The sequence below is a fragment of the Ignavibacteriales bacterium genome (assembly GCA_026390815.1).
GTDB lineage: Bacteria > Bacteroidota > Ignavibacteria > Ignavibacteriales > SURF-24 > JAPLFH01.
On the sequence record JAPLFH010000006.1, the window covers coordinates 15444 to 36709 of the forward strand.

Below are 21266 nucleotides of genomic sequence, written 5' to 3' on the forward strand. Positions count from 1 at the left end.
ATGAATTACGAATTACGGATTACAGAATACAAAGTAAAAAGAAAATTCATAATTAATATTTACTTATTGGAAGTTAAACGAACCTATTTAATTTTACTAATTTCAGTTATTTCTATTTTAACTCCGCTGAACATCCATTCGCAAACTGATTGGCAGCGATGGGAACCCAAAGAAATATCATATCAACTTCTTGTTCCAGAAAAAGCTGATTTACTTTTTGATAACACTTCAATCAGTAATTTTGTTCTTAGTGGAGCAAGAAACACTTATAAATTATTTATTAGTGATTTGGATGGTGATAATTGTCCATTCAATCCAACCTGCTCTTCTTTTTTTATTCAAGCTGTTAAGGAAACAAATATATTTCAGGGGGCGTTGATGTTTGGCGATAGATTCACGCGGGATTTCAATATATTTAAGCGGAAAGGTTTTTATCCTTTAGCAAAAAATAATCATTTTTATGATCCTGTGGATAATTACACTCTTCACCAGGAAAAAATTAGAATCATTCCTACTTCAGAAGTTGTAAATGAATAACCGAATAAATTTATTTTTCCTTTTGCTTCAATTTCTATTTCTAAATTTTCTTTCGTCTGAAAGTTATTGCCAAACTGATTCCATAAAAAACAACAATTTGTACTCAACACAAAATATTCTTTTGTTTGCCGATTTTCTTTTTTGTCAGCAGGATTATTTAAGAGCAATAAACGAATATGAAAAATATCTTAGCAGTAATGAGAGCGATTCAGTCCAATTCAAAATCAGCTTAGCTTATTTGTATATGGGAGAGTATAACGAAGCTGAGACAAAGTTTATAAAACTAATTACATCACCCACATTTTCAGAAGCCGCCCAACTTGGAATTGCAAAATCAATTTTTATCAGAAAAGACTTTTTAGATTTGAAAAATTATTATTATGATGGAAATATATCTTCTAATCAAATTAAAGAGAGGGTAAAAAGTCTTCATTATTTTTCTATGCTTTACACCAGGCTAATCCTTCCCCAAGAAATTGAATTTACCAATGCTTTCCACGGTTCGCTTCAATCACCTGTTCTTGAGTTATACAATAAAAAAAAGAATTTACAGTACCGCTCTCCAATTGTAGCTACATTTCTTTCTGCTTTAATTCCCGGTGCTGGTAAAATCTATGCTGGAGAGTATTCTGATGGAATTACATCACTTGTTATAACTGGATTGCTTGCATTCCTTTCATATGATAATTTTAAGGCAAAGCATTTATTCCGTGGATGGTTGTGGGGTGGTATGGCAGCTTTCTTTTATGCTGGCAACATTTATGGGTCGGCTGCTGCAGCACAAATTTTTAATGCCCGAATTAATTTTGATTTTACAACTGAGCTGGATTTTTTTATAAAGACCAACAATTATTTTTCTCCTGATTATGATTTCATGTGCAAATAAATATTTTATCCTTTTCCTTTTTGTTTTGATTACAGGAAGTTGCTTTTCGCAGGATTATCTCGAAAAGCAATTCAATCTTGCAAACAACCTTTATGAACGAAAAGAATATTTTGATGCGATTACAGAATTCAAGCGGCTTATATTTTTTGATAAAGAAAAGAAATATTTCTTTTCGACATATTTAAATATTGGCAAATGTTATAAAGGTGGCGGTAAATTGAATGAAGCGATCAAGTATTATTCTCTTGCTTCTTACAGCTCCAAATCCGATGGAGATTATTTTCAATCCAAAATAGAAATAATCAAAGGTAACATTCTAAGAAGATCCACTGACCAAGCGTTACTCATAATTGATGATCTTCAAAAAGATCCAAGATTTGTTGACAAAAAGAATGAATTACTTTACTGGCGCGGTTGGGCGCATATTTTTAATGATGACTGGCAGAAAGCTTCGGAAGTGTTTTCTGAAATTGATTCTAATCATCCATTAAAAAAATTATGTGAAGATGTTGAAAATGAAAAATATTCCGTGACTTTTGCAAAAGTAATTTCCTTCTTACTACCTGGGGCAGGGCAATTTTATTCCGGAAATTATTTATCAGGTGTATTTTCTTTAGCTTGGGGTGGATTGTTTATTTATTTAAGTGTTAATTCATTTCTAGCGGACCGTGTTTTTGATGGATTTATAACAACCGGTTTATTCTTCAGATTCCATCGTGGTAATATGCAAAACGCAGAGAAATTTGCAAATGAAAAGAATTTAGAAATATCTAACAAGATGCTTAAATATTTGCAGGAAAATTTTATTGGTGAGAAACCATAGAAATGAACTTTTTCTTAGATTATTAGCAAAATTTTGTCTAATTTCAGACAGTTACTTTCGTATGAAACTGATTGATTTGAAAATTGTCTTAAAAATTATGAACAATTAAATTCCCAATTGATTAAACGGAGGAGTTAATGAAAAAAGGGTTACTTATAGGGCTATCGATTGTTGGGGTAATTCTTATCTTCCTTGTTATTATAGTTGTGTGGGGAGTTGGAGTCTATAACAGTTTAGTAACTTTAAATGAATCAGTTAACCAAAGCTGGAGCCAGGTAGAGAATCAATACCAACGGAGGGCAGATTTAATTCCCAACCTTGTTAATACTGTTAAAGGATATGCAAATTTCGAAAAGGAAGTTTTAATCTCAGTAACTGAGGCAAGAGCAAGTGTTGGTCAAATGAAAATGACCCCTGAATTGTTAAATAATCCGCAGGCTTTTCAAAAATTTGAAGCGGCTCAGGGTACACTGAGTGGAGCTTTATCACGGTTATTAGTTACAGTGGAAAAATATCCGGATCTTAAGGCAAATGAAAATTTCTTGCAGCTTCAGGCACAATTAGAAGGAACAGAAAACAGGATCTCAGTAGAGAGAATGAAGTTTAACCAGGTAGTTCAGCAATACAATACAACAATTAAAAGATTTCCAGCAACATTTTTTGCTGGCATTGCTGGCTTTAGAGAAAAGCCATATTTCAAAGCTATCCAAGGTGCAGAAACACCTCCAAAAGTTGAATTTTAGTAATGAAAAAATTCTCTGTTTTTATATGGATTTTTATTTCTGTAATTTCATTTGCCCAGCCACAGGTACCTGAACTTAAAAGCTGGGCAAATGATTTTTCCAATACGTTAAGTGTAGAAGAATTAAATTTTCTTAACAGAGATCTAAAAGAATTTACTGATTCAACTTCTACCCAGCTTATTTTACTGGTTATTCCAACCTTAAGCGATTACCCGATAGAAATGCTCGCCTACGAATTAGCTACCAAAAATAAAATTGGAACAGCAAAAAACAGTAATGGAATTCTGTTCCTGATAGCAAAAGACGATAAAAAAATGCGGATTGAAGTTGGTTATGGACTGGAAGGAGCATTGCCGGATGCCTTATGCAGTTCGATCCTAAGGAATGAAGTAAAGCCATATTTCAAACAAGGTGATTATTTTGAAGGAATAAAAGCTGGTTTAAATGCTATCAAATTAGCAACCCGGGGTGAATATACCGCCCCGAAAAATAGGGATAAAAGTAAGTTGAAAGGATTTGGATCTTTAGCTTTAATAATTATTTTCATTATTATAAGTTTTATAAGCAGAATTGGCAGAAGAGGTGGCGGAGGCGGAGGATTCATTTTCTTCCCTGGTGGTGGTTCTTTTGGAGGTAGAGGAGGAGGAAGCTGGGGCGGCAGCAGCGGTGGTGGCTTTGGTGGATTTAGTGGAGGTGGTGGTTCGTTTGGTGGTGGTGGTTCCAGCGGAAGTTGGTAAAAATTTTTGAACTTTTATAAATTTGCTTGTAATTATCAAATCGATTTATTAATATATCCTGCAATGTTTTGGAACTAAGGATAAAATTTTCATTTTTAAAGTTATATATGACCTTTCTACAATTAATCTAAAGTTTTATAAAGAAAAGGAGTTTAAGATATGGCAATAATGATAACCTCCGAATGCATCAACTGTGGCGCTTGCGAACCCGAATGCCCCAACACAGCTATTTATGAAGGTGGAGCTGAATGGAGTTTAAGTGGAAAATCCTATGGTGAGAATGATGCTCCTCCCTCTGGTTCAAGTGGATTTTTCTCGAATGATTTTTTCTATATAGTTCCTGACAAATGTACCGAATGCGTTGGTTTCCATGATGAACCACAATGTGCTGCGGTTTGTCCGGTTGATTGCTGCATTCCGGATCCTAAGCATGTTGAAGATAAAGATACTTTATTAAAGCGAAAAGAATATTTGGATTCTTTAGGAAGATAAACCAGATTCATCTTTAAAATTATTACCGTAACCATCATTATTTTATTGGTGGTTGCGGTTTTTTATTTTTAGCTGTAACGTTTTAATCACAAATAATTAGTTAAATGAAAATTGGCAAATATAAAATTCAATTAATTGAAACAGGTACATTTGCTTTAGATGGCGGTGCCATGTTTGGAATTATTCCCAAACCACTCTGGGAAAAAAATAATCCTGCCGATAATGCAAACAGAGTTTCACTTACTGCGCGTTGCCTGCTGCTATCTTATGAAAAGAAAAATATTTTAATAGATACCGGTTTTGGTAATAAGTGGGATGAAAAATCCAATTCGATTTATAACTTCAACCAGCAAAGCGCAAATTTAAATAAATCTCTTAAATTAGCTGGAGTTGATCGGGAAGCAATTACCGATGTCATTCTTACCCATTTACACTTCGATCATACAGGTGGTTCAACAACAGTGGAAAATGGAAAAATTGTTCCGAGTTTTCCCAATGCAACATATTTTGTTCAAAAGCAAAATTTTGATTGGGCAATGAATCCATCCGAAAAAGATCGTGGCAGTTACATTAAGGATAATTTTTTACCACTTTATGAAAAAGGTGTTTTAAAATTTATTAATGGGAATGAACCTTTTGATGATGAGATAGAATTTATTCAAATCAATGGTCATACTTTTGGACAGCAGCTTGTTAAAATCAGCGATTCCTTACAAACGCTACTTTATTGTGGCGATCTGCTTCCATTTTCTTCTCACATCCATTTGCCATTTATAATGGGCTACGATCTTCAGCCGTTAGTTACCCTGAATGAAAAAAAGAAAATTCTTAATCAGGCTGTTGATGAAGAATGGAAATTGATTTTTGAGCACGATCCATTCTTGCCTGCTGTAACAATTCAAAAAATCGGTGAAAAGTTTTTAATAAAAGAAAAAATTAAAATATGAATCCTGAATCTGACGGTTTTGAAAAAGTATGTAAGGTTGACCAACTTATAGAAAATACTGGTAAGAGATTTATTGTTGATGATGTAGAAGTGGCTCTCTTTAAAATTGGAGAAAAAGTTTATGCAGTTAGTAACATTTGTCCTCACCAGCATACTGCACTAATTTATGATGGATTCATAGAAGATGGTCATGTAATTTGTCCTGTACACGGATGGGAATTTAATCTGGCAACCGGTAGAATGAGAACAGGAGGGAAAGGATTAGATACATACCCGGTCTTAATTGTTGGTGATGAAGTACTTGTGAAAGTTTTTAAGAAGAAAATTCTTTGGTAACCTTTTATGATTTTAACTAACAAAATAATTGCGGATACTGCTAAGAAAATTGGTTTCAATTTGGTTGGATTTGCAAAAGCTGAGGACCTAATAAAAGAAAGCACTCATCTGGAACAATGGCTTAATCGGAATTATAATGCAGAAATGGAATACATGCAAAGAAATTTTGAAAAACGAAACGAGATAAGATTAATTTTAGAGGATGCAAAAAGTGTAATTTCTCTTGGTGTAAATTATTATTGTGATGAAGAATATTCTAATAATTCTGGCAGTGGAAAAGTCTCGCGTTATGCATGGGGAAAAGATTATCATCTGGTTATCTGGGAAATGCTTGATAAGTTTGTAGAAAAATTGCAGCAAATGGATTTATACTTTTCTGCTAAAACTTATATTGATACCGGTCCTGTTATGGATAAAGCTTGGGCAGTTAAAGCGGGATTAGGATGGCAGGGGAAACACACAAATGTAATTAACAAAGATTTCGGAAGCTGGTTCTTTATTGCAACAGTAATTACCAACTATGAATTTGATTACTTAATTCCAGTTCCTGATTATTGCGGCACTTGTAAACGATGCATAGATGCTTGTCCAACCAATGCGATAATTGATGATTATGTTCTGGATTCAAATAAATGTATTTCCTATCTAACCATTGAAAATAAAAAGGAAATTCCGAATGAGTTTGCAGGTAAATTAGATAATTGGCTTTTTGGTTGCGATATTTGTCAGGATGTTTGTCCATGGAATAATAAATTTGCACAACCGACTCAAGAACCAGTTTTTTATCCTAAACCCGGGCATAAAGAAATTCCTGTTGATGAAATTATTTTGATGGAAAAAGAAGATTTTGACGAAAGATTTTTTGACAGCCCGATTAGAAGAACAAAGTTGAAAGGATTGAAAAGGAATGCACTATTTTTAAAGTAGTTTTGCTAATTAATATATTTCTAAATAGTTATACACAGGTAAAAAATGAAAAATATTCTTAATGAAAAAGATCGGAATGAGGTTGTAAATCGTATTTCTAATGTATTAGCAGTAAACCAAAGGTTATGGGGCAAAATGAATGCAAACCAAATGATCTGTCATTCCACTGATCAAATCCGGCTTGCATTGGGGGAAATACCTCTAACATTTATTGGAAATGCTCTTCAAACTTCTTTACTAAAGAGTTTGGTTTTATTGGGCATGCCGGCTCCAAAAGGAAAAGTTGAGACGTATAAAGAAATAAAGCAAGGTGCCGGTGGAACTCCACCTACCACTATTGAAAATGATAAACAAATACTTATTAATTCAATTGAAAAATTCATAAATAAAAAAGATATAAGTGAAATTATAACTCATCCCAATTTTGGAAAGTTAAGTTTTAAACAGTGGGGCAGATTAATTTATATTCATCTCGATTATCATTTAAAGCAATTTGGTGTATAATTACGCAATAAAGCGATTTGGAAATTATTGATTTGATCTTCAAAATGATTCGGGAATTATTCCTGGAATCTTTTTCGTAATTTTATCATCAAAATATAAAGTGATTTTATTTTTAAGAGGAAATAATGAACGACAATCATTTCAAAGTTTTAATAATTGGTTCTGGTCCCGCTGGTTTAACAGCCGCAATTTATAATGGCAGAGCCAACTTAAATCCAGTTGTGTTTGAAGGAATGCAACCTGGCGGACAACTGACAATTACAACCGAAGTGGAAAATTATCCCGGTTTTGAAGAAGGAATAATGGGTCCAAAGTTGATGGATATTATGCGTAAGCAAGCTGAAAGATTTGGTGCAAAATGTTTTTTTAAGGAAGTTACTGAAGTTGATTTTTCTGCGAGACCATTTGTTATAAAATCTTATGACGAAGTTTATACTGCTGATGCCGTAATTATTTCTACAGGTGCTTCGGCAATGCTTCTGGATATTCCAAGTTTGAACAAATATATGGGTTACGGTGTTTCTGCCTGCGCAACCTGTGATGGATTCTTTTTTAAGAATCAAAAGGTGCTGGTTATTGGCGGAGGTGATACTGCAATGGAAGAAGCCGACTATTTAACAAAACACGCTGCAGAAGTTACGGTTATACATAGACGTGATGAATTTAGAGCTTCCAAAATTATGGTAGAGCGAGTGAAAAGAAATCCAAAAATTAAATTTGCATTAAACAGCGTACTAAAAGAAGTATTAGGTAAGGAAGAAAACGGTAGAAAAACAGTTACCGGTTCAGTATTAGAAAATACTAAAAATGGAAGCTTAACAGAGATTCCTGCTGACGGAGTTTTTGTGGCAATTGGGCATAAACCCAACACCGATCTATTTAAGGGAATTCTTGATATGGATGAAACCGGTTATTTGTTAGTGAAACCAGGAACAACAAGAACAAATATCGAAGGTGTATTTGCGGCAGGAGATGTTTGCGATAAGCATTACCGTCAGGCAGTAACCGCTGCGGGGATGGGCTGCCAGGCAGCACTTGATGTAGAAAGATGGCTGTCTATGCAGGAAGTTGAATTACACGTTTAAAAATAAAAGAGACGGCTGATTCAGGTCGTCTCCAAACTTTTAAATAAAATTTAATGCTTAAATCATTTTTCCTTGTTGCCATTGCTTAATTTTTTTGCTACTAAGTTTGCAACTATAAATCCAGCACCTGTAAATGTAAAGATGAAAAGAACATTCCAATAATCTTTACTTGTCCAATCTTCAAGCATTAATCCAATTCCAATACCTATTCCAAAAAAGACAGATATTATTCCCACTTGCAATAAAATATAAGAATCTTTTTTAGCGATAATCTTATCTTTAAAAAACTCTCTTATTTGTTCTGCAGAAAGTCCTTTTTCAATTAACATTTGTCTTTCTCTTGAACGATAATAAATTGCTGCTATTACAATCAGACCACTAACTAATAAAAATATTATTGGAATAAATACGCCGATTATTTCTACTTGCATTGTTCGCTCCTTTTGTTTTTCTATTTGACTAAATTCTTTTTATTAAGGTTACACTCAAGCTATTTTCCTTCATCTTAAAAACCTTTTTTCTCTATCACTTCTGACTAAATTATTTCTTGGTAGGTTACAGGAATTTAATTTGCTATCAGAATATTTTTTTACAATCTTTCATTTGGTTTGTAACCATTTAGGTTAAACTTTGGTCATAAGTTATAATGAAAAATCTTGGCGATATAGAAATAATTGAATCCGTAAAACGAGGTAACATTGCAGATTTTTCTCTGCTTGTAAATCGATATAAAGATAAAGGTTTTACGCTGTTAAGAAGGATGCTTAAAAACGAGTTGGATGCAGAAGAAGTATTGCAGGATTGTTTCGTAAATGCTTTTCAATCATTACATTCATTTAGGCAGGAATCGAAATTCTCTACTTGGTTTTATAGAATTGTATATAACTCCGCTCTTTCTTTTTTATCAAGTAAAAGAAGAAAGCAGGAAAAAGAACTTATATCAATAGATGATGAACTGGAATTACGGAATTTTGATGATCAGATTTATTCTGAATCTGAAAACATTGTTGAATATTTAAAAAAATTGATTGATAAATTACCCGCAAAATTTGCAAGTATTATTAATATGTTTTACTTAGATGAAATGTCACTTGATGAGATAAGTAAAGTTACAGGGTTATCAATTGTAAATGTAAAAGTTATTTTACATCGTTCAAGAAATGCTTTGCGGGATCTTATCCTAAAGCATAATTATCAGGAGGAACTACTTTGAATCATATTAACGATGAAATACTAAATCGTTATTTTGATAACGATTTAACAATGCCTGAAATTACATTAGTTACGGAACATATAAAAGACTGTGCCGAATGCCTGGCAAAATTAAAAGCCCAGAAACTTGCTGATATTAATTTAAAAAGATTAGACACATTTCAGACTTCCTTTAATTTCGCTGAAAAAGTGATGCAAAAAATTTCCTTATCAGCTTTTAAGTTCAAGCCAAAGAAAAGCTATTTTTTCAGAGTTGTATTTTCAACATTTATATTAGCATCGCTGGCAGTGGTAGTTTTTGCTTTTGCAAGTCTTCCTATGAATGCTTCCGAAAGTAGTTCAGACAAGTGGATTGAATACATCAATAATATTTTAACAAATGCTTTTTCTGCTTACAAGAATACATTTGGTAAAATCAACATTTCTTTAATTGGAACAATTCTAACCTTCGTATTATTTATAAGCGGTTATTTCGTTTTTGAATCTCACAGGAAAATTAAAAACCAAATTGAAAAGCTAAGATAATTTTTCAGCTACTTTTTAAAAACAGACGAAAGCCTTGAATGTAAAAATTATTTTACCAACAAATTTGAACGATCATCTATCTTCCATAAAACATCAACCATCACCCTTCATCCATTTCCCACCCTCTATCATCCACCAGTAACTTTGCCTTTCGCTTTCTCTTTCGATATATTTCTTACAATAAAAATAAGTGAATAGAATGAGTATTAAATCTGGATACGTTGCAATTATTGGTAAACCTAATGTTGGTAAATCCACTTTGTTGAATTCATTACTTGGTGAGAAACTATCTATAACAACTAGTAAACCGCAAACAACAAGAAAAAAAATTTTAGGGATACTCTCTTCAGCTGATCATCAGATTATTTTTATGGATACACCTGGAATTCTTAAACCAGATTACCTGCTTCAACAAAAGATGTTGGATTTTGTTGGTCGATCTGTAAAAGATGCTGACGTTCTGCTTTTTATAATAGATATTGATGCTGATCCTGAAGGTAAATATACTTTTGAAGATGACCAGGTTAAAGAAATTCTTGCAAGTATAAACAGAAAAAAAATTCTGCTTATAAATAAAGTTGATTTATCGAATGAAGAGAATGTTAAACGATTGATGAAAAAATTTGAAGATGATAATCAGTTCGATAAAATCTTTCCAATTTCTGCCCTGCTGAATTTTAACATGGAAAATATCCTTGTAACTATTTTGGAATACTTACCAGAGCATCCAAAGTATTATCCGGATGATCAAATCTCCGATGTGAACGAGCGTTTTTTTGTTTCTGATATAATCCGCGAGAAAATTTTAGAAAGATATTATGACGAAGTTCCTTACAGCGTTGAAGTTGTAATTGAGGATTTTAAGGAAAGGGAAGGGCGTAAAGATTTTATTCAAGCCACAATTTTAGTAGAAAAGGAATCGCAGAAACCAATCATTATTGGAAAAGGTGGTAATGCAATTAAGGATTTGGGACAATCCGCACGCGAAAGTATAGAAGTATTTCTTCAACGCCCGGTTTATTTGGAATTACGTGTTAAGGTAAAGGAAAAATGGCGCTCAGATCCAAAATCTCTTAAATCTTTCGGTTACAGTTCGGATGATGAATAATAGTCAGGTTAAACACGGCTATAGAAAATATATTGGGGAAAGTGCACTCCTGCTTGTAACATTAATTTGGGGTGGAACATTTACAATCATCAAAGTTTCACTTGATAATATTTCCACAATGCTTTTTGTTGGAATAAGATTTTTTATTGCAACGTTAATTCTGCTTCCCTTTGTTTTTAGCAAATTAAAGCTTTTAAAAAGCATCCAAATTAAAAAAGGAATTATTTTAAGTGTTCTGTTATTTATTGGGTTTGCGACCCAAACTATTGGTTTGAAATATACGACTGCAAGCAAATCTGGATTTATAACTGGATCGCTTGTTCTGTTCACGCCGATATTCCAGATTATCATTGAAAAGAAAAAACCATCTAAAAGCGCTCTGGCTGGAGCTTTCCTGGTTTTATGCGGATTGCTTTTTCTATCTGTCAAAGAAACTTCTTTAGCAAATTTCTTTAGTGATCTTGGCAGTAATTTTAATTTAGGTGATTTCTTAACATTACTTGGTGCGGTAGCTTATGCCTTATATATTGTTTACTTAGATATGTTCAGCCGGGAAATTGATACATCAAGCTTAGTATTTCTCCAGGTAAGTTCAACAACAATATTAGCTTTTTTGTTTTCAATATTTCTTTCTTCTTTCGGAATAGAATCTTACAAACTAAATCTTTCTGGAAATTTAGTACTGAGTCTATTGTATACATCTTTACTTGCAACTGTGGTTACAACATACCTGCAAACAAAATATCAGAAAGAAATAACACCAACCAATGCTGGAATTATTTTTTCATTTGAACCTGTCTTTGCCGCATTGATTGCAATTATTTTTATTAACGAAGTAGTATCAGGATTTGGAATTGTTGGATGTATTTTGATTTTTCTTGGTTTATTAGTTTCAGAATTATTTAATTCCCGCACTAATTAATTAATCTTCTCTTAATTAATATTCAAAAACAATTTAACAAATGACAAATTGAACAATTTTATAAAGTAAATTCAAAAACCAGCGAACGTACAATATTAACATTCATCTTTGAAATGAAACTAAGCATACTTATTTTTATTGCGAAAGATTAATAACTTTCCTTAAGGGCAAAAGTAATAAATGTTCAGAGCCGAAATTATAGCTAAAGGAATGGTGCAAGGTGTTGGCTTTAGATATTTTATTTTAAGGCATTCTCTTAAACTTGGATTGAAAGGGTATACCAAAAATTTATATAATGATGATGAAATATTAACTGTTGTTGAAGGTGAAAAATTTGCGATTGAAGAATTATTCAATCTTATTAGAATCGGTCCCATCTCTGCAACGGTTAATTCCTGCAATATTATTTGGACTGAATACAAAAACGAATTTAAAACTTTTGAAGTAAAATTTTAGATAATGAATGCTTGAATATCAGTTTGTATGATTAATTGAGAAATTAATTCAACCATTCATTTATAAACTGGTTTAAAATATCTATGCGGATGAAAATGATTCAACCTTTCAGAATAGGTTATGGTTACGATGTTCATGCCTTTGCAGAAAATCGTAGTTTAATTCTTGGCGGTGTAGAAATTCCTTATACTAAAGGTTTAGCCGGGCACTCCGATGCGGATGTTTTGGTTCATGCTATTTGTGATGCTTTATTGGGTACATTATCACTTGGGGATATTGGTCATTACTTTCCCGATACCGATATGAAATATAAAAATGCTGACAGCAAAAATTTATTATCAGAAGTATATTCGTTGATAAAAAAAGAAGGTTATGTATTAGGTAATCTTGATTCTGTTCTTGCACTTCAAAATCCAAAGATTGGTCCTTTTGTAAATAAAATGAAAGAAACAATAGCTGAATTATTGGAATCGGAACCCGGACAAATTTCTATTAAAGCTACTACAACAGAAAGGCTGGGATTTGTTGGTAGAGAAGAGGGTGTTGAGGCTTCCGCAGTTGTTTTGATCGTTAGGGAATCTGTTTGATGCTTGAAGAAATAATAGCCTACATTAGTTCATTAAGCCCACTATGGATTTACTTCGCACTTTTTTTCTTTTCATTTATAGAAAATATTTTTCCGCCATCTCCCAGCGATGTGGTTGTTGTTTTTGGCGCCACATTAATTTCCCACGGAAATGAGATTCACTTTTTGCCAGTACTATTAATTACAAGTCTTGGCAGCTCATTAGGATTTATGCTTATGTATTTTATAGGTAAATTGTTTGGTGAAAAAATAATCCGAGCTCACAAACTAAAATTTATAACTCCAGAATCAATTTCCAAAACTGATGTTTGGTTTGCAAAGTACGGGTACAAATTAATTGCTGCCAACAGGTTCTTACCAGGAACACGATCTGTTATTAGTTTCTTTGCTGGTTTTACTGAGCTTGTTTTCTTTAAAACATTTTTATACGCTGCTATTAGCGCTTTTTTATGGAACACACTCATCATTTATGGCGGAGTTCTCCTTGGTAACAACATCCCACTTATTGATAAATATTTAAGAATGTACAGCGATATTGGTTTAGGAATAACAGTTCTTGTTATTATTGTAATACTCGTTCGATATTTTATTTTAAAGAAGAAGGCAAAGAAAAATTGAAGATTTTTAAACGCTGGCAGAAGATTGAACTAACCCAACAAGAAAAAAAAGTAAGAAGTAAACATCGATGGCTTGGGGTTTTAAGCGGAGTTTTACTTGGACTTGCGTTTCCACCAATTCCAATTCCTGCAACGCTTTTAATCTTTATTGGATTGATACCATACTTTTTTGTTATTGATAAAAAAGAAAAATTAATTGATCTAAACAGGTTTACATACTTAACTGCTTTTATTTTTAATCTGGTTACAGTTTATTGGGTTGGCGGATGGGGAGCAGAAACTGATCCCTTTTTGATGATTGCCGGTGTATTGCTTCTTTTTATTAATCCAGCTTTCTTTTTGATTCCATCAACTTTGTTTTACTTTGCCAAACAAATTTTTAACAGGAAGACTGCCTTTTATCTTTTCCCTTTCTTTTGGGTAACGTATGAATATTTTTATATGATTACTGATGCAAGCTTCCCGTGGCTTACACTTGCCAATGGTTTACCGTACTTTCTTACTTTCATTCAAATTGCCGATATAATTGGTGCGCTTGGAATTTCTTTACTTGTCGTATATATAAATCTCTTTCTGTTCTTAGCAATAAAAGAATTTAATTCAAGAAAAGGTAATTCTGCCTCACCCGATTCAAAAATTTCTTTCACCTTTAACTTGATCTCAGCTTTGTTGCTTTTTATCATTCCATTAATTTATGGAATAATGAAGGAAACTAATTACAGACTTTCAGACAAAAAAATTAAGGTTGGACTTATTCAACCCAACTTAAATCCTTGGGACAAATGGAAAGGAGGAGGAATCTGGAACCTCGCAAATATTTATTTTGATCTTTCTAACCAGGCTATGAATAATAAAGCAGAAGTAATCTTCTGGCCTGAAACTGCTTTTCCAGTTTACTTGTTGGATGGTTCTCATCAAAACATTGTTGATTCAATCTATAATTTTGTAAACAGGCACAAAGTTACCTTGATTACCGGAATGCCGGACTTTAGAATTTATTGGGATAAAAAATCCGCTCCACCTGACGCAAAGCATAATAAATTGAATGACTATTATTATACAACGTATAATGGGATACTTTCATTTTCGCCAGTTACTGCAAAGATTGAGCATTACGGAAAGATGAAGCTTGTTCCGTTTAGTGAACGTGTTCCGTTTGTTGATGCTCTTCCGTTCCTTGGCGATTTGATTAAATGGGAAGTTGGCTTATCAGGCTGGAATAAAGGAAGAGATACGATTTTATTTAAAGTGCTTACGCAAAATAATAAACTTGAAAAACCTGATACAGTGAAAATAAATTCGCTTGTCTGCTATGAATCAATCTATCCAACGTTTGTTGCCCAATTTGTTCAGAAAGGTGCCCAATTAATTTCTGTCGTAACAAATGATAGCTGGTTCGGTAACTCCAGCGGACCTTACCAGCATAAAGAAATTGCTGTTCTACGTGCAATTGAAAATAGGAGAACTGTTGTTCGTGCTGCTAATGGCGGGATTAGTACAATCATCGATCCGCTTGGCAGAACATTGATAGAAACAAAGATGTATACAAAAACTTTTATTACAGGATATGCACCGCTTGAGACCAAAATTACTTTCTTCACAAAGAATCCTTTTATAGTTCCTGTAGTTTCTTCAATGATTTCTCTGTTTGTTGTTGGAATGTTTTTTCTAGGTAAGTTGAAAAAGACTTTAAACATTTAATCGGAGGCAAATTCTCGTTTACTTTAAACAAGTAAATTTTTAGATTGCTTTCGGAATAATCTTTTGGGTGGGAAAATGTTAAATATAATTCCTCTTCTATTGACTCTATTCTATTTTAGTATATTCGTTTCAACATTTAGTACTAATTTGCTTGCCGCTGATCCCTATGTTGAATTAAGAGTTAATATGAAAATCAAAATCAAGAAAGATTTTTTTGATCCTAAAACACAATTAGTTTATGTGGTGGGGAATTTTAATAATTGGAAGATGACCACAATAATGCAAGACCCGGATGGAGATTCCATTTATACGTTTAAATTATTTGATCAGAATAAAGGGAGCGAATTGAAATTCAAATTCGCTATTAGAGATTGTTATTTGGAAAACTCTCCCGAAAGAAAATTAATCTTAATTAATGAAAGAACTGTTTATGAAGATTTCTTTGATGGTGATTCTGTTTATTCTGCTCCATTATTAATCGATTTTATTTTTTCTGTAAATATGGTATATGAAATAGTTTTAAATAGACTTAATCCTAAAAAAGATACGGTAATTGTGAGAAGCAATTTTGGCAAGTGTTTTAGCAATATTGATAGAATGCAAGCAAATCCAACAAGTCCTAATTTTTATGAACAGGTAAAACAAAGAGTTATCTTTGGAGTTGATGAAAAAGTTTGGTATAAATTCGGCTTTGTGTCTGGCAAAGATACTATATGGGAAAACGAAATTCATTATTATTCAATTGGGCAAGATGATATTAACTATAGGGCATCTTTTTGCGAAAGAACATTTAATGATTTGAATCTTGAGGTTGTTTTAAACCGGGATTGCACTATTAAATTTCATGTTGATGTAAAAACAGCAATATCTGATTCTTCTTTGGGCGGAGAACCATTTGATTCAATTAAAAATGTAGTTATTGCAGGTACCCCTCCTCCTTTAAAATGGCCTCAGGAAAATTGGCCTGATTCTGACAGTAACAAGGTGATTTTTCTTTATGATGATCGAACTAATGGTGATGAAATAGCGAACGATAATATTTGGAGTAAAGAAATAATACTCCCAATGTATTCTCTTCTCAGAGTAGAGTACAGATTTGGAATTAATTTTGGCTTACAAGGATTGAATAAAGGTAGTAACAATAATGAATCATTGAACCAAACTCATTTTTTTGACCTTTATCCATGGGAAACTAATGTTTATGCTATGGACTTTTTTGGAAAAATGGGTGAAAATCGAATTATTTTTGATAATATTGAAGAACCTTGTACTGCAATTATTTCTGACAATTTTCAACTATCTCAAAACTATCCTAATCCTTTCAATCCAACAACAAAAATTAGATACACATTACCAAGTTCAGGATATGTTACTCTAAAGGTTTTCGATGTTCTTGGAAAAGAAGTAGCTACTCTTGTCAAGGAAGAAAAACCAGCAGGAGAATATATTGCTGAATTTAATGCTTCTGTTCTAAGTAGTGGAATATATTTTTATCAATTAAAAGCAGGTAGTTTTATACAAACAAAAAAGATGATAGTGTTACGATAAATCAGTTAGAAAAATTCTTTTAATTTAGAATAGAAATAGTCATCTCACTATTCAAATATTCCCGAATTAGTTTTACTTTTACATCGTCAATTAAGGAAAAGTATAATGAAATTTATTGATCTCCGTTCTGACACAGTTACTCGTCCATCCGAAGCAATGCGTAAAGCAATGTACGAAGCTGAAGTTGGCGATGATGTTTTTAAAGAAGATCCTACAGTGAATAAACTTCAAAGCTATGCAGCAGAACTTCTTGGTAAAGAAGCTGCTTTGTTTGTGCCAAGCGGAACGATGGCTAACCAGGTTTGCCTGAACGTTCTTACAAATCCAGGTGATGAAGTTATTTGCGAAAAAGATTCTCACATTTTCAATTACGAATCCGGTTCGCCAGCAGCATTAAGTGGAATTCAGCTTAACACAATTGAAGGAAAATTAGGTGTAATTACTCCTGAGCAAGTTGAAGATGCGATTCGTCCCGTGAGTGCTTATTATATGCCAAAGACAAAAGTTATTGAAGTGGAAAATACTCACAACCGGGCTGGCGGCGCAATTCATCCAATAGAAAATATAATTGCCTTAAGCGCTTTAGCAAAGAAACACAATTTACTTTTTCATCTTGATGGTGCACGTATTTGGAATGCTTCTGTTGCAACCGGAATTCCTGTAAAAGAATACGCTAAGTATTTCGATTCAGTTTCCTGCTGCCTTTCCAAAGGATTGGGCGCACCGGTTGGTTCAATAATTTCCGGAACAAAAGAATTTATTGAAAAAGCATTCCGTGTTCGCAAAGCCTGGGGCGGAGGTATGCGGCAGGTTGGAGTAATTGCAGCGGCGGGACTTTATGCCATCCAGAATAACATCGAACGATTAAAAGAAGATCACGAAAAAACAAGAATGATTGCTGAATCAATTTCTAAAAATCACAACCTGGAAATCAATATGAATTCTGTTCAGACAAATATTCTCATATTCAAACCATTCAAAGTAAAAGTTGAAGATGCAATTGTAAAATGTAAAGAAAAAGGATTGCTTGTTTCGATGGGAAAAATTGATTCTATTCGCGCAGTCACTCATCTTGATGTTAGCTTTGATGAAACTGCTAAGGCAATTATGATTATGGAGGAAGTATTTAATTGAACTGGAAGTTGGGATAAATGCTGAACCGGAGAATGGGGGAATCGGCGAACCTGTCTGTTGAAAGGCAAGATCGGTGATTTAAATGCTTAAGTCTCCGATTCACCGTTTCTCCGATTCATTAGGCATATAAAATTATTAATAAAACAACAATAGGGTAAGTGCTATGAGAAAAATAGTTTTTGATATTGAAACCTGCGGATGTGAGATGAAGGAATTATCCGAAAGTCAGCAGGAGTATTTATTACGCGATGCTTTAAAGGAACCTGATCCTGAATTAAGAGAACAAAAAGCCCAGGATGCTGAAAGGTTTCTGAGTCTTTATCCTTTAACTGCTAAAGTTGTTGCAATTGGAATGTATGATATTACTAAAGAAAAAGTTTTGGTTTATTATGAAAGTGAAAACGAAGAAGAATGGAAGGCTGAAGATAAACCCGCTCATTACAAGGGAATGAGTGAAGTGGAAATGATTAAAAAATTCTGGGAGATTGCCGATAAAGTTGATCAGGTAATAACATTTAATGGAAGAAATTTTGATGTTCCTTTTCTAATGATGCGATCAGCTTTCCTAAAAATTAAACCATCAAAGAATTTCCTTGGCTACCGTTACGATGCAAAAACTCATGTTGATCTGCTCGAGCAATTTACTTTTTATGGCATCACACGCAAATTTAACCTGGATTTTTACTGTTATGGATTTGGTGTAAAATCACCAAAGTCGAAAGAAGTTAGCGGGATGGAAGTGAAGAATCTTTATGAAGCAGGGAAAGTAAAAGACATTGCCATCTACTGTGGTGAAGATGTTACAGCGACATATAAACTGTACAAAATCTGGGATGAGTTTTTGAACATCAAATAAAAAGCTGAATAATCGGTTATGTGAATTAGTCGATTAGTTCTTAAATCTCATGCAAGATGGTTAAAAATTGTTCGATTGTTAAATTGTTGGAGTACCACTTCTTTTGCTTTAGCAATTCAACAATTTAGCAATGCAGCAATTAAACAATTGAATGACTTCCATTAAACCAAAATTGATGGTAAATTAATTTCTGAATTTAATCTATCTTTTTAAGGTTTACCACAATGAATCATCCAAAGTTCATTTTACTATTTTTGTTTTCTGTTTTAACAAACCTGTTTGGGCAGGAACCAAATGAAGGGAAATCAAATTTTGAATTTCTTCCATCTGGTTTACATTTCCAAAGCCTCAAAGCAAATTACCAGGAAGCAAAAATTGGCGTGCTCTACTTTCCGTCAAATAAAAATCTTAAAATAGATCTGGGAAACTCAATCGATTTATTTTCATTTCACTTTCCGCAAGATGATGTTCGTGTTACAATGGGAATTGATTTTTTTGCATATGCTTTATCCACCAGCTTTGCAGGTAACAGGCTGCAGATTGATGCTCTGGATGGACTCTTCGGAGGTAATACAGTCATTTCAAAAAAAATGGGCGAAGACCGCATCGTTGCACACTTAAGAGTTTTGCATAACAGCGCGCATTTGGTTGATGGACATTTCAATCAGGTAACAAATTCATGGATCGGAAATAAAAAACCAATTCCTTATACAAAAGACTTTGGTGAATTGGTTTTTGCTTATGAACATAATTCATACTCAGTTTTGCTAAAAAGCTATGGCGGATTTTCTTATGCTTCATTGATAAGACCATCAACATTAAAACGGTGGAATTTTCTCCTTGGTTTTGAAACAGCATTTCCTTCTTTGATTGGAAAAGTTTTTGATAAACCGGCAAACTTATTTATTGCATACAACCTTTTGTTGAACGGTGAAAATACTTATAACGGAAATTCTGATTTAATGGCAGGAATAAAATTCGGAAGCTGGAAAGAAAAGGGAATAACACTTTATGCTGAATATTATCTTGGTCAAAGAAGATTTGATGAGTATTACAAAGAAAGAGTTAAAGAGTTTGGAATTGGTTTTTATGTTGACTTCTTTTAGGAAAAGCAAGGAAGCGAAGGTGTAAATCTTGCGCAAAATTGCAAATACATTTTAGTGATGAATATTCTTCAAGTTGCAGAATCGGGGAATGGGAGAAACGGGGAATGGGTGATCGCCGATCTTGCCTATCGGCAGACAGGTTCACAGATTCACTCCTTCTTATTTACATCTGGTGATCTCTATTAACTGAATTTCAAATAACTGCGTTACTAAAGCCCTGAATTAAACTTCCATCACCGATTGTGAACTCAAATGGATTGCTGTTTTTGGATGAATCAAAAATTTGTCCCGATTCTAATCTGCCGGTATAATGAACTTTAACTTTATTGCCAATTTGTGCTGATGCCATTTTTATCCTTTCTTTGTTTTAGTTTTTTGCGAAATAAAATTAACCCTATCACCTTTTAATGTAAAGGAAAATTTGCAGAGAGAGTATTTATTGTCCGGTAAATTCATTTCTTCTCCGGATGTCACACCGACTACTCCGTGACAGAGGTAAACATTATATGGAAATAATATTGGAGTTATTACATGGTAAAAGATTAACAGAATATTGCGGCTTAATTGTTTTTTATTTAGTTTATGTTAAGAAAAAGGGTGTTGGTTATGACTTATACAATTAGCTACGAAAAAATTAACGATCCTTCTTTTGAAGAAGGTTGCTATTATCCCGCACTTGACCTTACAACACATGGCTATGGCATTGAAGGTGCAAAAGCAGCCGCCTTAGATTTATTGAAACTTTGGTTTGAAGAAAAAAAGCGAATGGTGAAAAAATCATAACATAATATTTGACATGCTTTGCTTAGGCTGTGTTGGGATTGTCGAATTGTATTTTTTATTTTATCAGCAAAATAGGAATATTTTATGCTTGCCCTCCGAAAAAAAGAAAAAGTTGTAAATAAAATGATAACAATAGATATTCCCGAAAATTTTGGGAATGAAGTTGAGATTATTATCCTTTCTGACGCCGATGAAAAAAAGGGAGTGTATTGGAGTGAATCGGAAATTGCTTTAATGGGATCGATTCCATTGCTCGTTAAAGATATTGATAACGAGGATTATTCGGCATGGTAAGAAAACTTTCCCTCGCTAAAATTTTCTTTACGGACCTCTCGGGCTATAAACTTAGACCGGTTTTACTAATCAAAGAATATAAAGACGAGGATTTTCTCTACCTGCCATTAACAACTAACCTCGAACTTAAAGGAATTAATATCAATAATGATGATATGGAAAAAGGGACGCTAAAGCATGCCTCTGCAGTTATCGTTCCGAAGATTGGTATTCTGCACAAAAAGTTTTTAGTTAAAGAAATTGGTATTGTTAAAAAAGAAATATTTGGCAAGGTAATGAAAGAATTTTGTTCTCAATTTAACTGCAAAGAGTTTGCATAAGCTTGAACTGGAAAGAAATTTATAAATAACAGAGAGAATTGATCGGTTACTAAGTTCTTAAATAATAATTAAACGCAGCTAT

At 33.2% G+C, this 21266-nt stretch carries 28 protein-coding genes; 26 read left to right on the forward strand and 2 right to left on the reverse strand.

From position 1 onward, the window contains the following. The 11 genes from yidD to trxB all read left to right on the forward strand — a co-directional run bounded on the left by yidD (nt 1) and on the right by trxB (nt 8016). Entirely contained in the window at nt 1–537 is a 537-nt protein-coding gene (gene yidD / locus NTX22_01210; protein MCX6149122.1) for a membrane protein insertion efficiency factor YidD, read from the forward strand. Further along, the gene (locus NTX22_01215) at nt 530–1423 is read left to right on the forward strand and encodes a hypothetical protein (GenBank protein ID MCX6149123.1); all 894 of its coding nucleotides are present in this window, start codon (nt 530–532) and stop codon (nt 1421–1423) included. Before yidD ends, NTX22_01215 begins: the two co-directional genes overlap by 8 nt. Continuing rightward, on the forward strand, nt 1404–2246 hold the full coding sequence (locus NTX22_01220) for a hypothetical protein (GenBank protein ID MCX6149124.1): 843 nt from the start codon (nt 1404–1406) through the stop codon (nt 2244–2246). The genes NTX22_01215 and NTX22_01220 overlap by 20 nt, the downstream gene beginning before the upstream one ends. A gap of 137 nt (nt 2247–2383) precedes the next feature. After that, on the forward strand, nt 2384–2989 hold the full coding sequence (locus tag NTX22_01225; protein MCX6149125.1) for a LemA family protein: 606 nt from the start codon (nt 2384–2386) through the stop codon (nt 2987–2989). 2 nt (nt 2990–2991) lie between these two features. Next, on the forward strand, nt 2992–3726 hold the full coding sequence (locus tag NTX22_01230; GenBank protein ID MCX6149126.1) for a TPM domain-containing protein: 735 nt from the start codon (nt 2992–2994) through the stop codon (nt 3724–3726). A gap of 159 nt (nt 3727–3885) precedes the next feature. Further along, nucleotides 3886–4218 carry a 4Fe-4S dicluster domain-containing protein gene (locus NTX22_01235; GenBank protein ID MCX6149127.1) on the forward strand — a complete coding sequence of 111 codons (333 nt, stop codon included), beginning with the start codon at nt 3886–3888 and terminating at the stop codon, nt 4216–4218. 104 nt (nt 4219–4322) lie between these two features. Then, nucleotides 4323–5165: an MBL fold metallo-hydrolase gene (locus NTX22_01240; GenBank protein ID MCX6149128.1), complete on the forward strand. Its 843-nt coding sequence runs from the start codon at nt 4323–4325 to the stop codon at nt 5163–5165. Beyond that, nucleotides 5162–5500 (forward strand): Rieske (2Fe-2S) protein, encoded by a 339-nt coding sequence (locus NTX22_01245; GenBank protein ID MCX6149129.1) that lies wholly within the window; start codon nt 5162–5164, stop codon nt 5498–5500. Before NTX22_01240 ends, NTX22_01245 begins: the two co-directional genes overlap by 4 nt. 6 nt (nt 5501–5506) lie before the next feature. Further along, nucleotides 5507–6427 carry a tRNA epoxyqueuosine(34) reductase QueG gene (queG, locus tag NTX22_01250; GenBank protein MCX6149130.1) on the forward strand — a complete coding sequence of 307 codons (921 nt, stop codon included), beginning with the start codon at nt 5507–5509 and terminating at the stop codon, nt 6425–6427. A 45-nt stretch (nt 6428–6472) separates the two neighbouring features. Continuing rightward, nucleotides 6473–6931 (forward strand): hypothetical protein, encoded by a 459-nt coding sequence (locus tag NTX22_01255; GenBank protein MCX6149131.1) that lies wholly within the window; start codon nt 6473–6475, stop codon nt 6929–6931. A gap of 125 nt (nt 6932–7056) precedes the next feature. After that, nucleotides 7057–8016, forward strand: a complete 960-nt coding sequence (gene trxB, locus NTX22_01260) for a thioredoxin-disulfide reductase (protein MCX6149132.1) — start codon at nt 7057–7059, stop codon at nt 8014–8016. Nucleotides 8017–8078: 62 nt separating this feature from the next. Here trxB and NTX22_01265 read toward each other — a convergent pair whose 3' ends face one another. Further along, the gene (locus NTX22_01265) at nt 8079–8447 is read right to left on the reverse strand and encodes a DUF6249 domain-containing protein (GenBank protein MCX6149133.1); all 369 of its coding nucleotides are present in this window, start codon (nt 8445–8447) and stop codon (nt 8079–8081) included. A 215-nt stretch (nt 8448–8662) separates the two neighbouring features. On the opposite strand from NTX22_01265, the gene NTX22_01270 reads away from it, so the two are divergent. The 12 genes from NTX22_01270 (at nt 8663) to NTX22_01325 (ending at nt 19787) form a co-directional block, all read left to right on the forward strand. Further along, nucleotides 8663–9229 (forward strand): RNA polymerase sigma factor, encoded by a 567-nt coding sequence (locus tag NTX22_01270; protein ID MCX6149134.1) that lies wholly within the window; start codon nt 8663–8665, stop codon nt 9227–9229. After that, nucleotides 9226–9753, forward strand: coding sequence for a hypothetical protein (locus NTX22_01275; GenBank protein ID MCX6149135.1), 528 nt, complete (start codon nt 9226–9228; stop codon nt 9751–9753). Before NTX22_01270 ends, NTX22_01275 begins: the two co-directional genes overlap by 4 nt. A 199-nt stretch (nt 9754–9952) precedes the next feature. Next, nucleotides 9953–10861, forward strand: a complete 909-nt coding sequence (era, locus tag NTX22_01280) for a GTPase Era (protein MCX6149136.1) — start codon at nt 9953–9955, stop codon at nt 10859–10861. Then, nucleotides 10851–11783, forward strand: coding sequence for a DMT family transporter (locus tag NTX22_01285; protein ID MCX6149137.1), 933 nt, complete (start codon nt 10851–10853; stop codon nt 11781–11783). The genes era and NTX22_01285 overlap by 11 nt, the downstream gene beginning before the upstream one ends. Nucleotides 11784–11963: 180 nt before the next feature. Beyond that, nucleotides 11964–12239: an acylphosphatase gene (locus tag NTX22_01290; GenBank protein ID MCX6149138.1), complete on the forward strand. Its 276-nt coding sequence runs from the start codon at nt 11964–11966 to the stop codon at nt 12237–12239. A gap of 89 nt (nt 12240–12328) precedes the next feature. Then, the gene (ispF, locus tag NTX22_01295) at nt 12329–12826 is read left to right on the forward strand and encodes a 2-C-methyl-D-erythritol 2,4-cyclodiphosphate synthase (GenBank protein ID MCX6149139.1); all 498 of its coding nucleotides are present in this window, start codon (nt 12329–12331) and stop codon (nt 12824–12826) included. Continuing rightward, the gene (locus tag NTX22_01300; GenBank protein ID MCX6149140.1) at nt 12826–13443 is read left to right on the forward strand and encodes a DedA family protein; all 618 of its coding nucleotides are present in this window, start codon (nt 12826–12828) and stop codon (nt 13441–13443) included. Before ispF ends, NTX22_01300 begins: the two co-directional genes overlap by 1 nt. Next, complete coding sequence (lnt, locus tag NTX22_01305) at nt 13440–15143, forward strand: apolipoprotein N-acyltransferase (GenBank protein MCX6149141.1); 1704 nt, start codon at nt 13440–13442, stop codon at nt 15141–15143. Before NTX22_01300 ends, lnt begins: the two co-directional genes overlap by 4 nt. Nucleotides 15144–15329: 186 nt before the next feature. Continuing rightward, the gene (locus NTX22_01310) at nt 15330–16691 is read left to right on the forward strand and encodes a T9SS type A sorting domain-containing protein (protein MCX6149142.1); all 1362 of its coding nucleotides are present in this window, start codon (nt 15330–15332) and stop codon (nt 16689–16691) included. A 105-nt stretch (nt 16692–16796) separates the two neighbouring features. Beyond that, complete coding sequence (gene ltaE / locus NTX22_01315; GenBank protein MCX6149143.1) at nt 16797–17825, forward strand: low-specificity L-threonine aldolase; 1029 nt, start codon at nt 16797–16799, stop codon at nt 17823–17825. Between the two features lie 163 nt (nt 17826–17988). After that, the gene (locus NTX22_01320; GenBank protein MCX6149144.1) at nt 17989–18681 is read left to right on the forward strand and encodes a ribonuclease H-like domain-containing protein; all 693 of its coding nucleotides are present in this window, start codon (nt 17989–17991) and stop codon (nt 18679–18681) included. A 224-nt stretch (nt 18682–18905) separates the two neighbouring features. Beyond that, nucleotides 18906–19787 carry a DUF1207 domain-containing protein gene (locus NTX22_01325; protein MCX6149145.1) on the forward strand — a complete coding sequence of 294 codons (882 nt, stop codon included), beginning with the start codon at nt 18906–18908 and terminating at the stop codon, nt 19785–19787. A gap of 193 nt (nt 19788–19980) precedes the next feature. On the opposite strand, the gene NTX22_01330 is transcribed toward NTX22_01325, so the two are convergent. After that, a complete protein-coding gene (locus NTX22_01330) occupies nt 19981–20136 on the reverse strand; it encodes an FKBP-type peptidyl-prolyl cis-trans isomerase (protein ID MCX6149146.1) in 156 nt (51 codons plus the stop codon). 257 nt (nt 20137–20393) lie between these two features. Here NTX22_01330 and NTX22_01335 point away from each other — a divergent pair, with 257 nt between their 5' ends. The 3 genes from NTX22_01335 to NTX22_01345 all read left to right on the forward strand — a co-directional run bounded on the left by NTX22_01335 (nt 20394) and on the right by NTX22_01345 (nt 21184). Continuing rightward, nucleotides 20394–20570, forward strand: a complete 177-nt coding sequence (locus tag NTX22_01335; protein MCX6149147.1) for a hypothetical protein — start codon at nt 20394–20396, stop codon at nt 20568–20570. Nucleotides 20571–20654: 84 nt separating this feature from the next. Next, complete coding sequence (locus NTX22_01340; GenBank protein ID MCX6149148.1) at nt 20655–20864, forward strand: hypothetical protein; 210 nt, start codon at nt 20655–20657, stop codon at nt 20862–20864. Further along, entirely contained in the window at nt 20858–21184 is a 327-nt protein-coding gene (locus NTX22_01345) for a hypothetical protein (GenBank protein ID MCX6149149.1), read from the forward strand. Before NTX22_01340 ends, NTX22_01345 begins: the two co-directional genes overlap by 7 nt. The last annotated feature ends 82 nt before the right edge of the window (nt 21185–21266 follow it).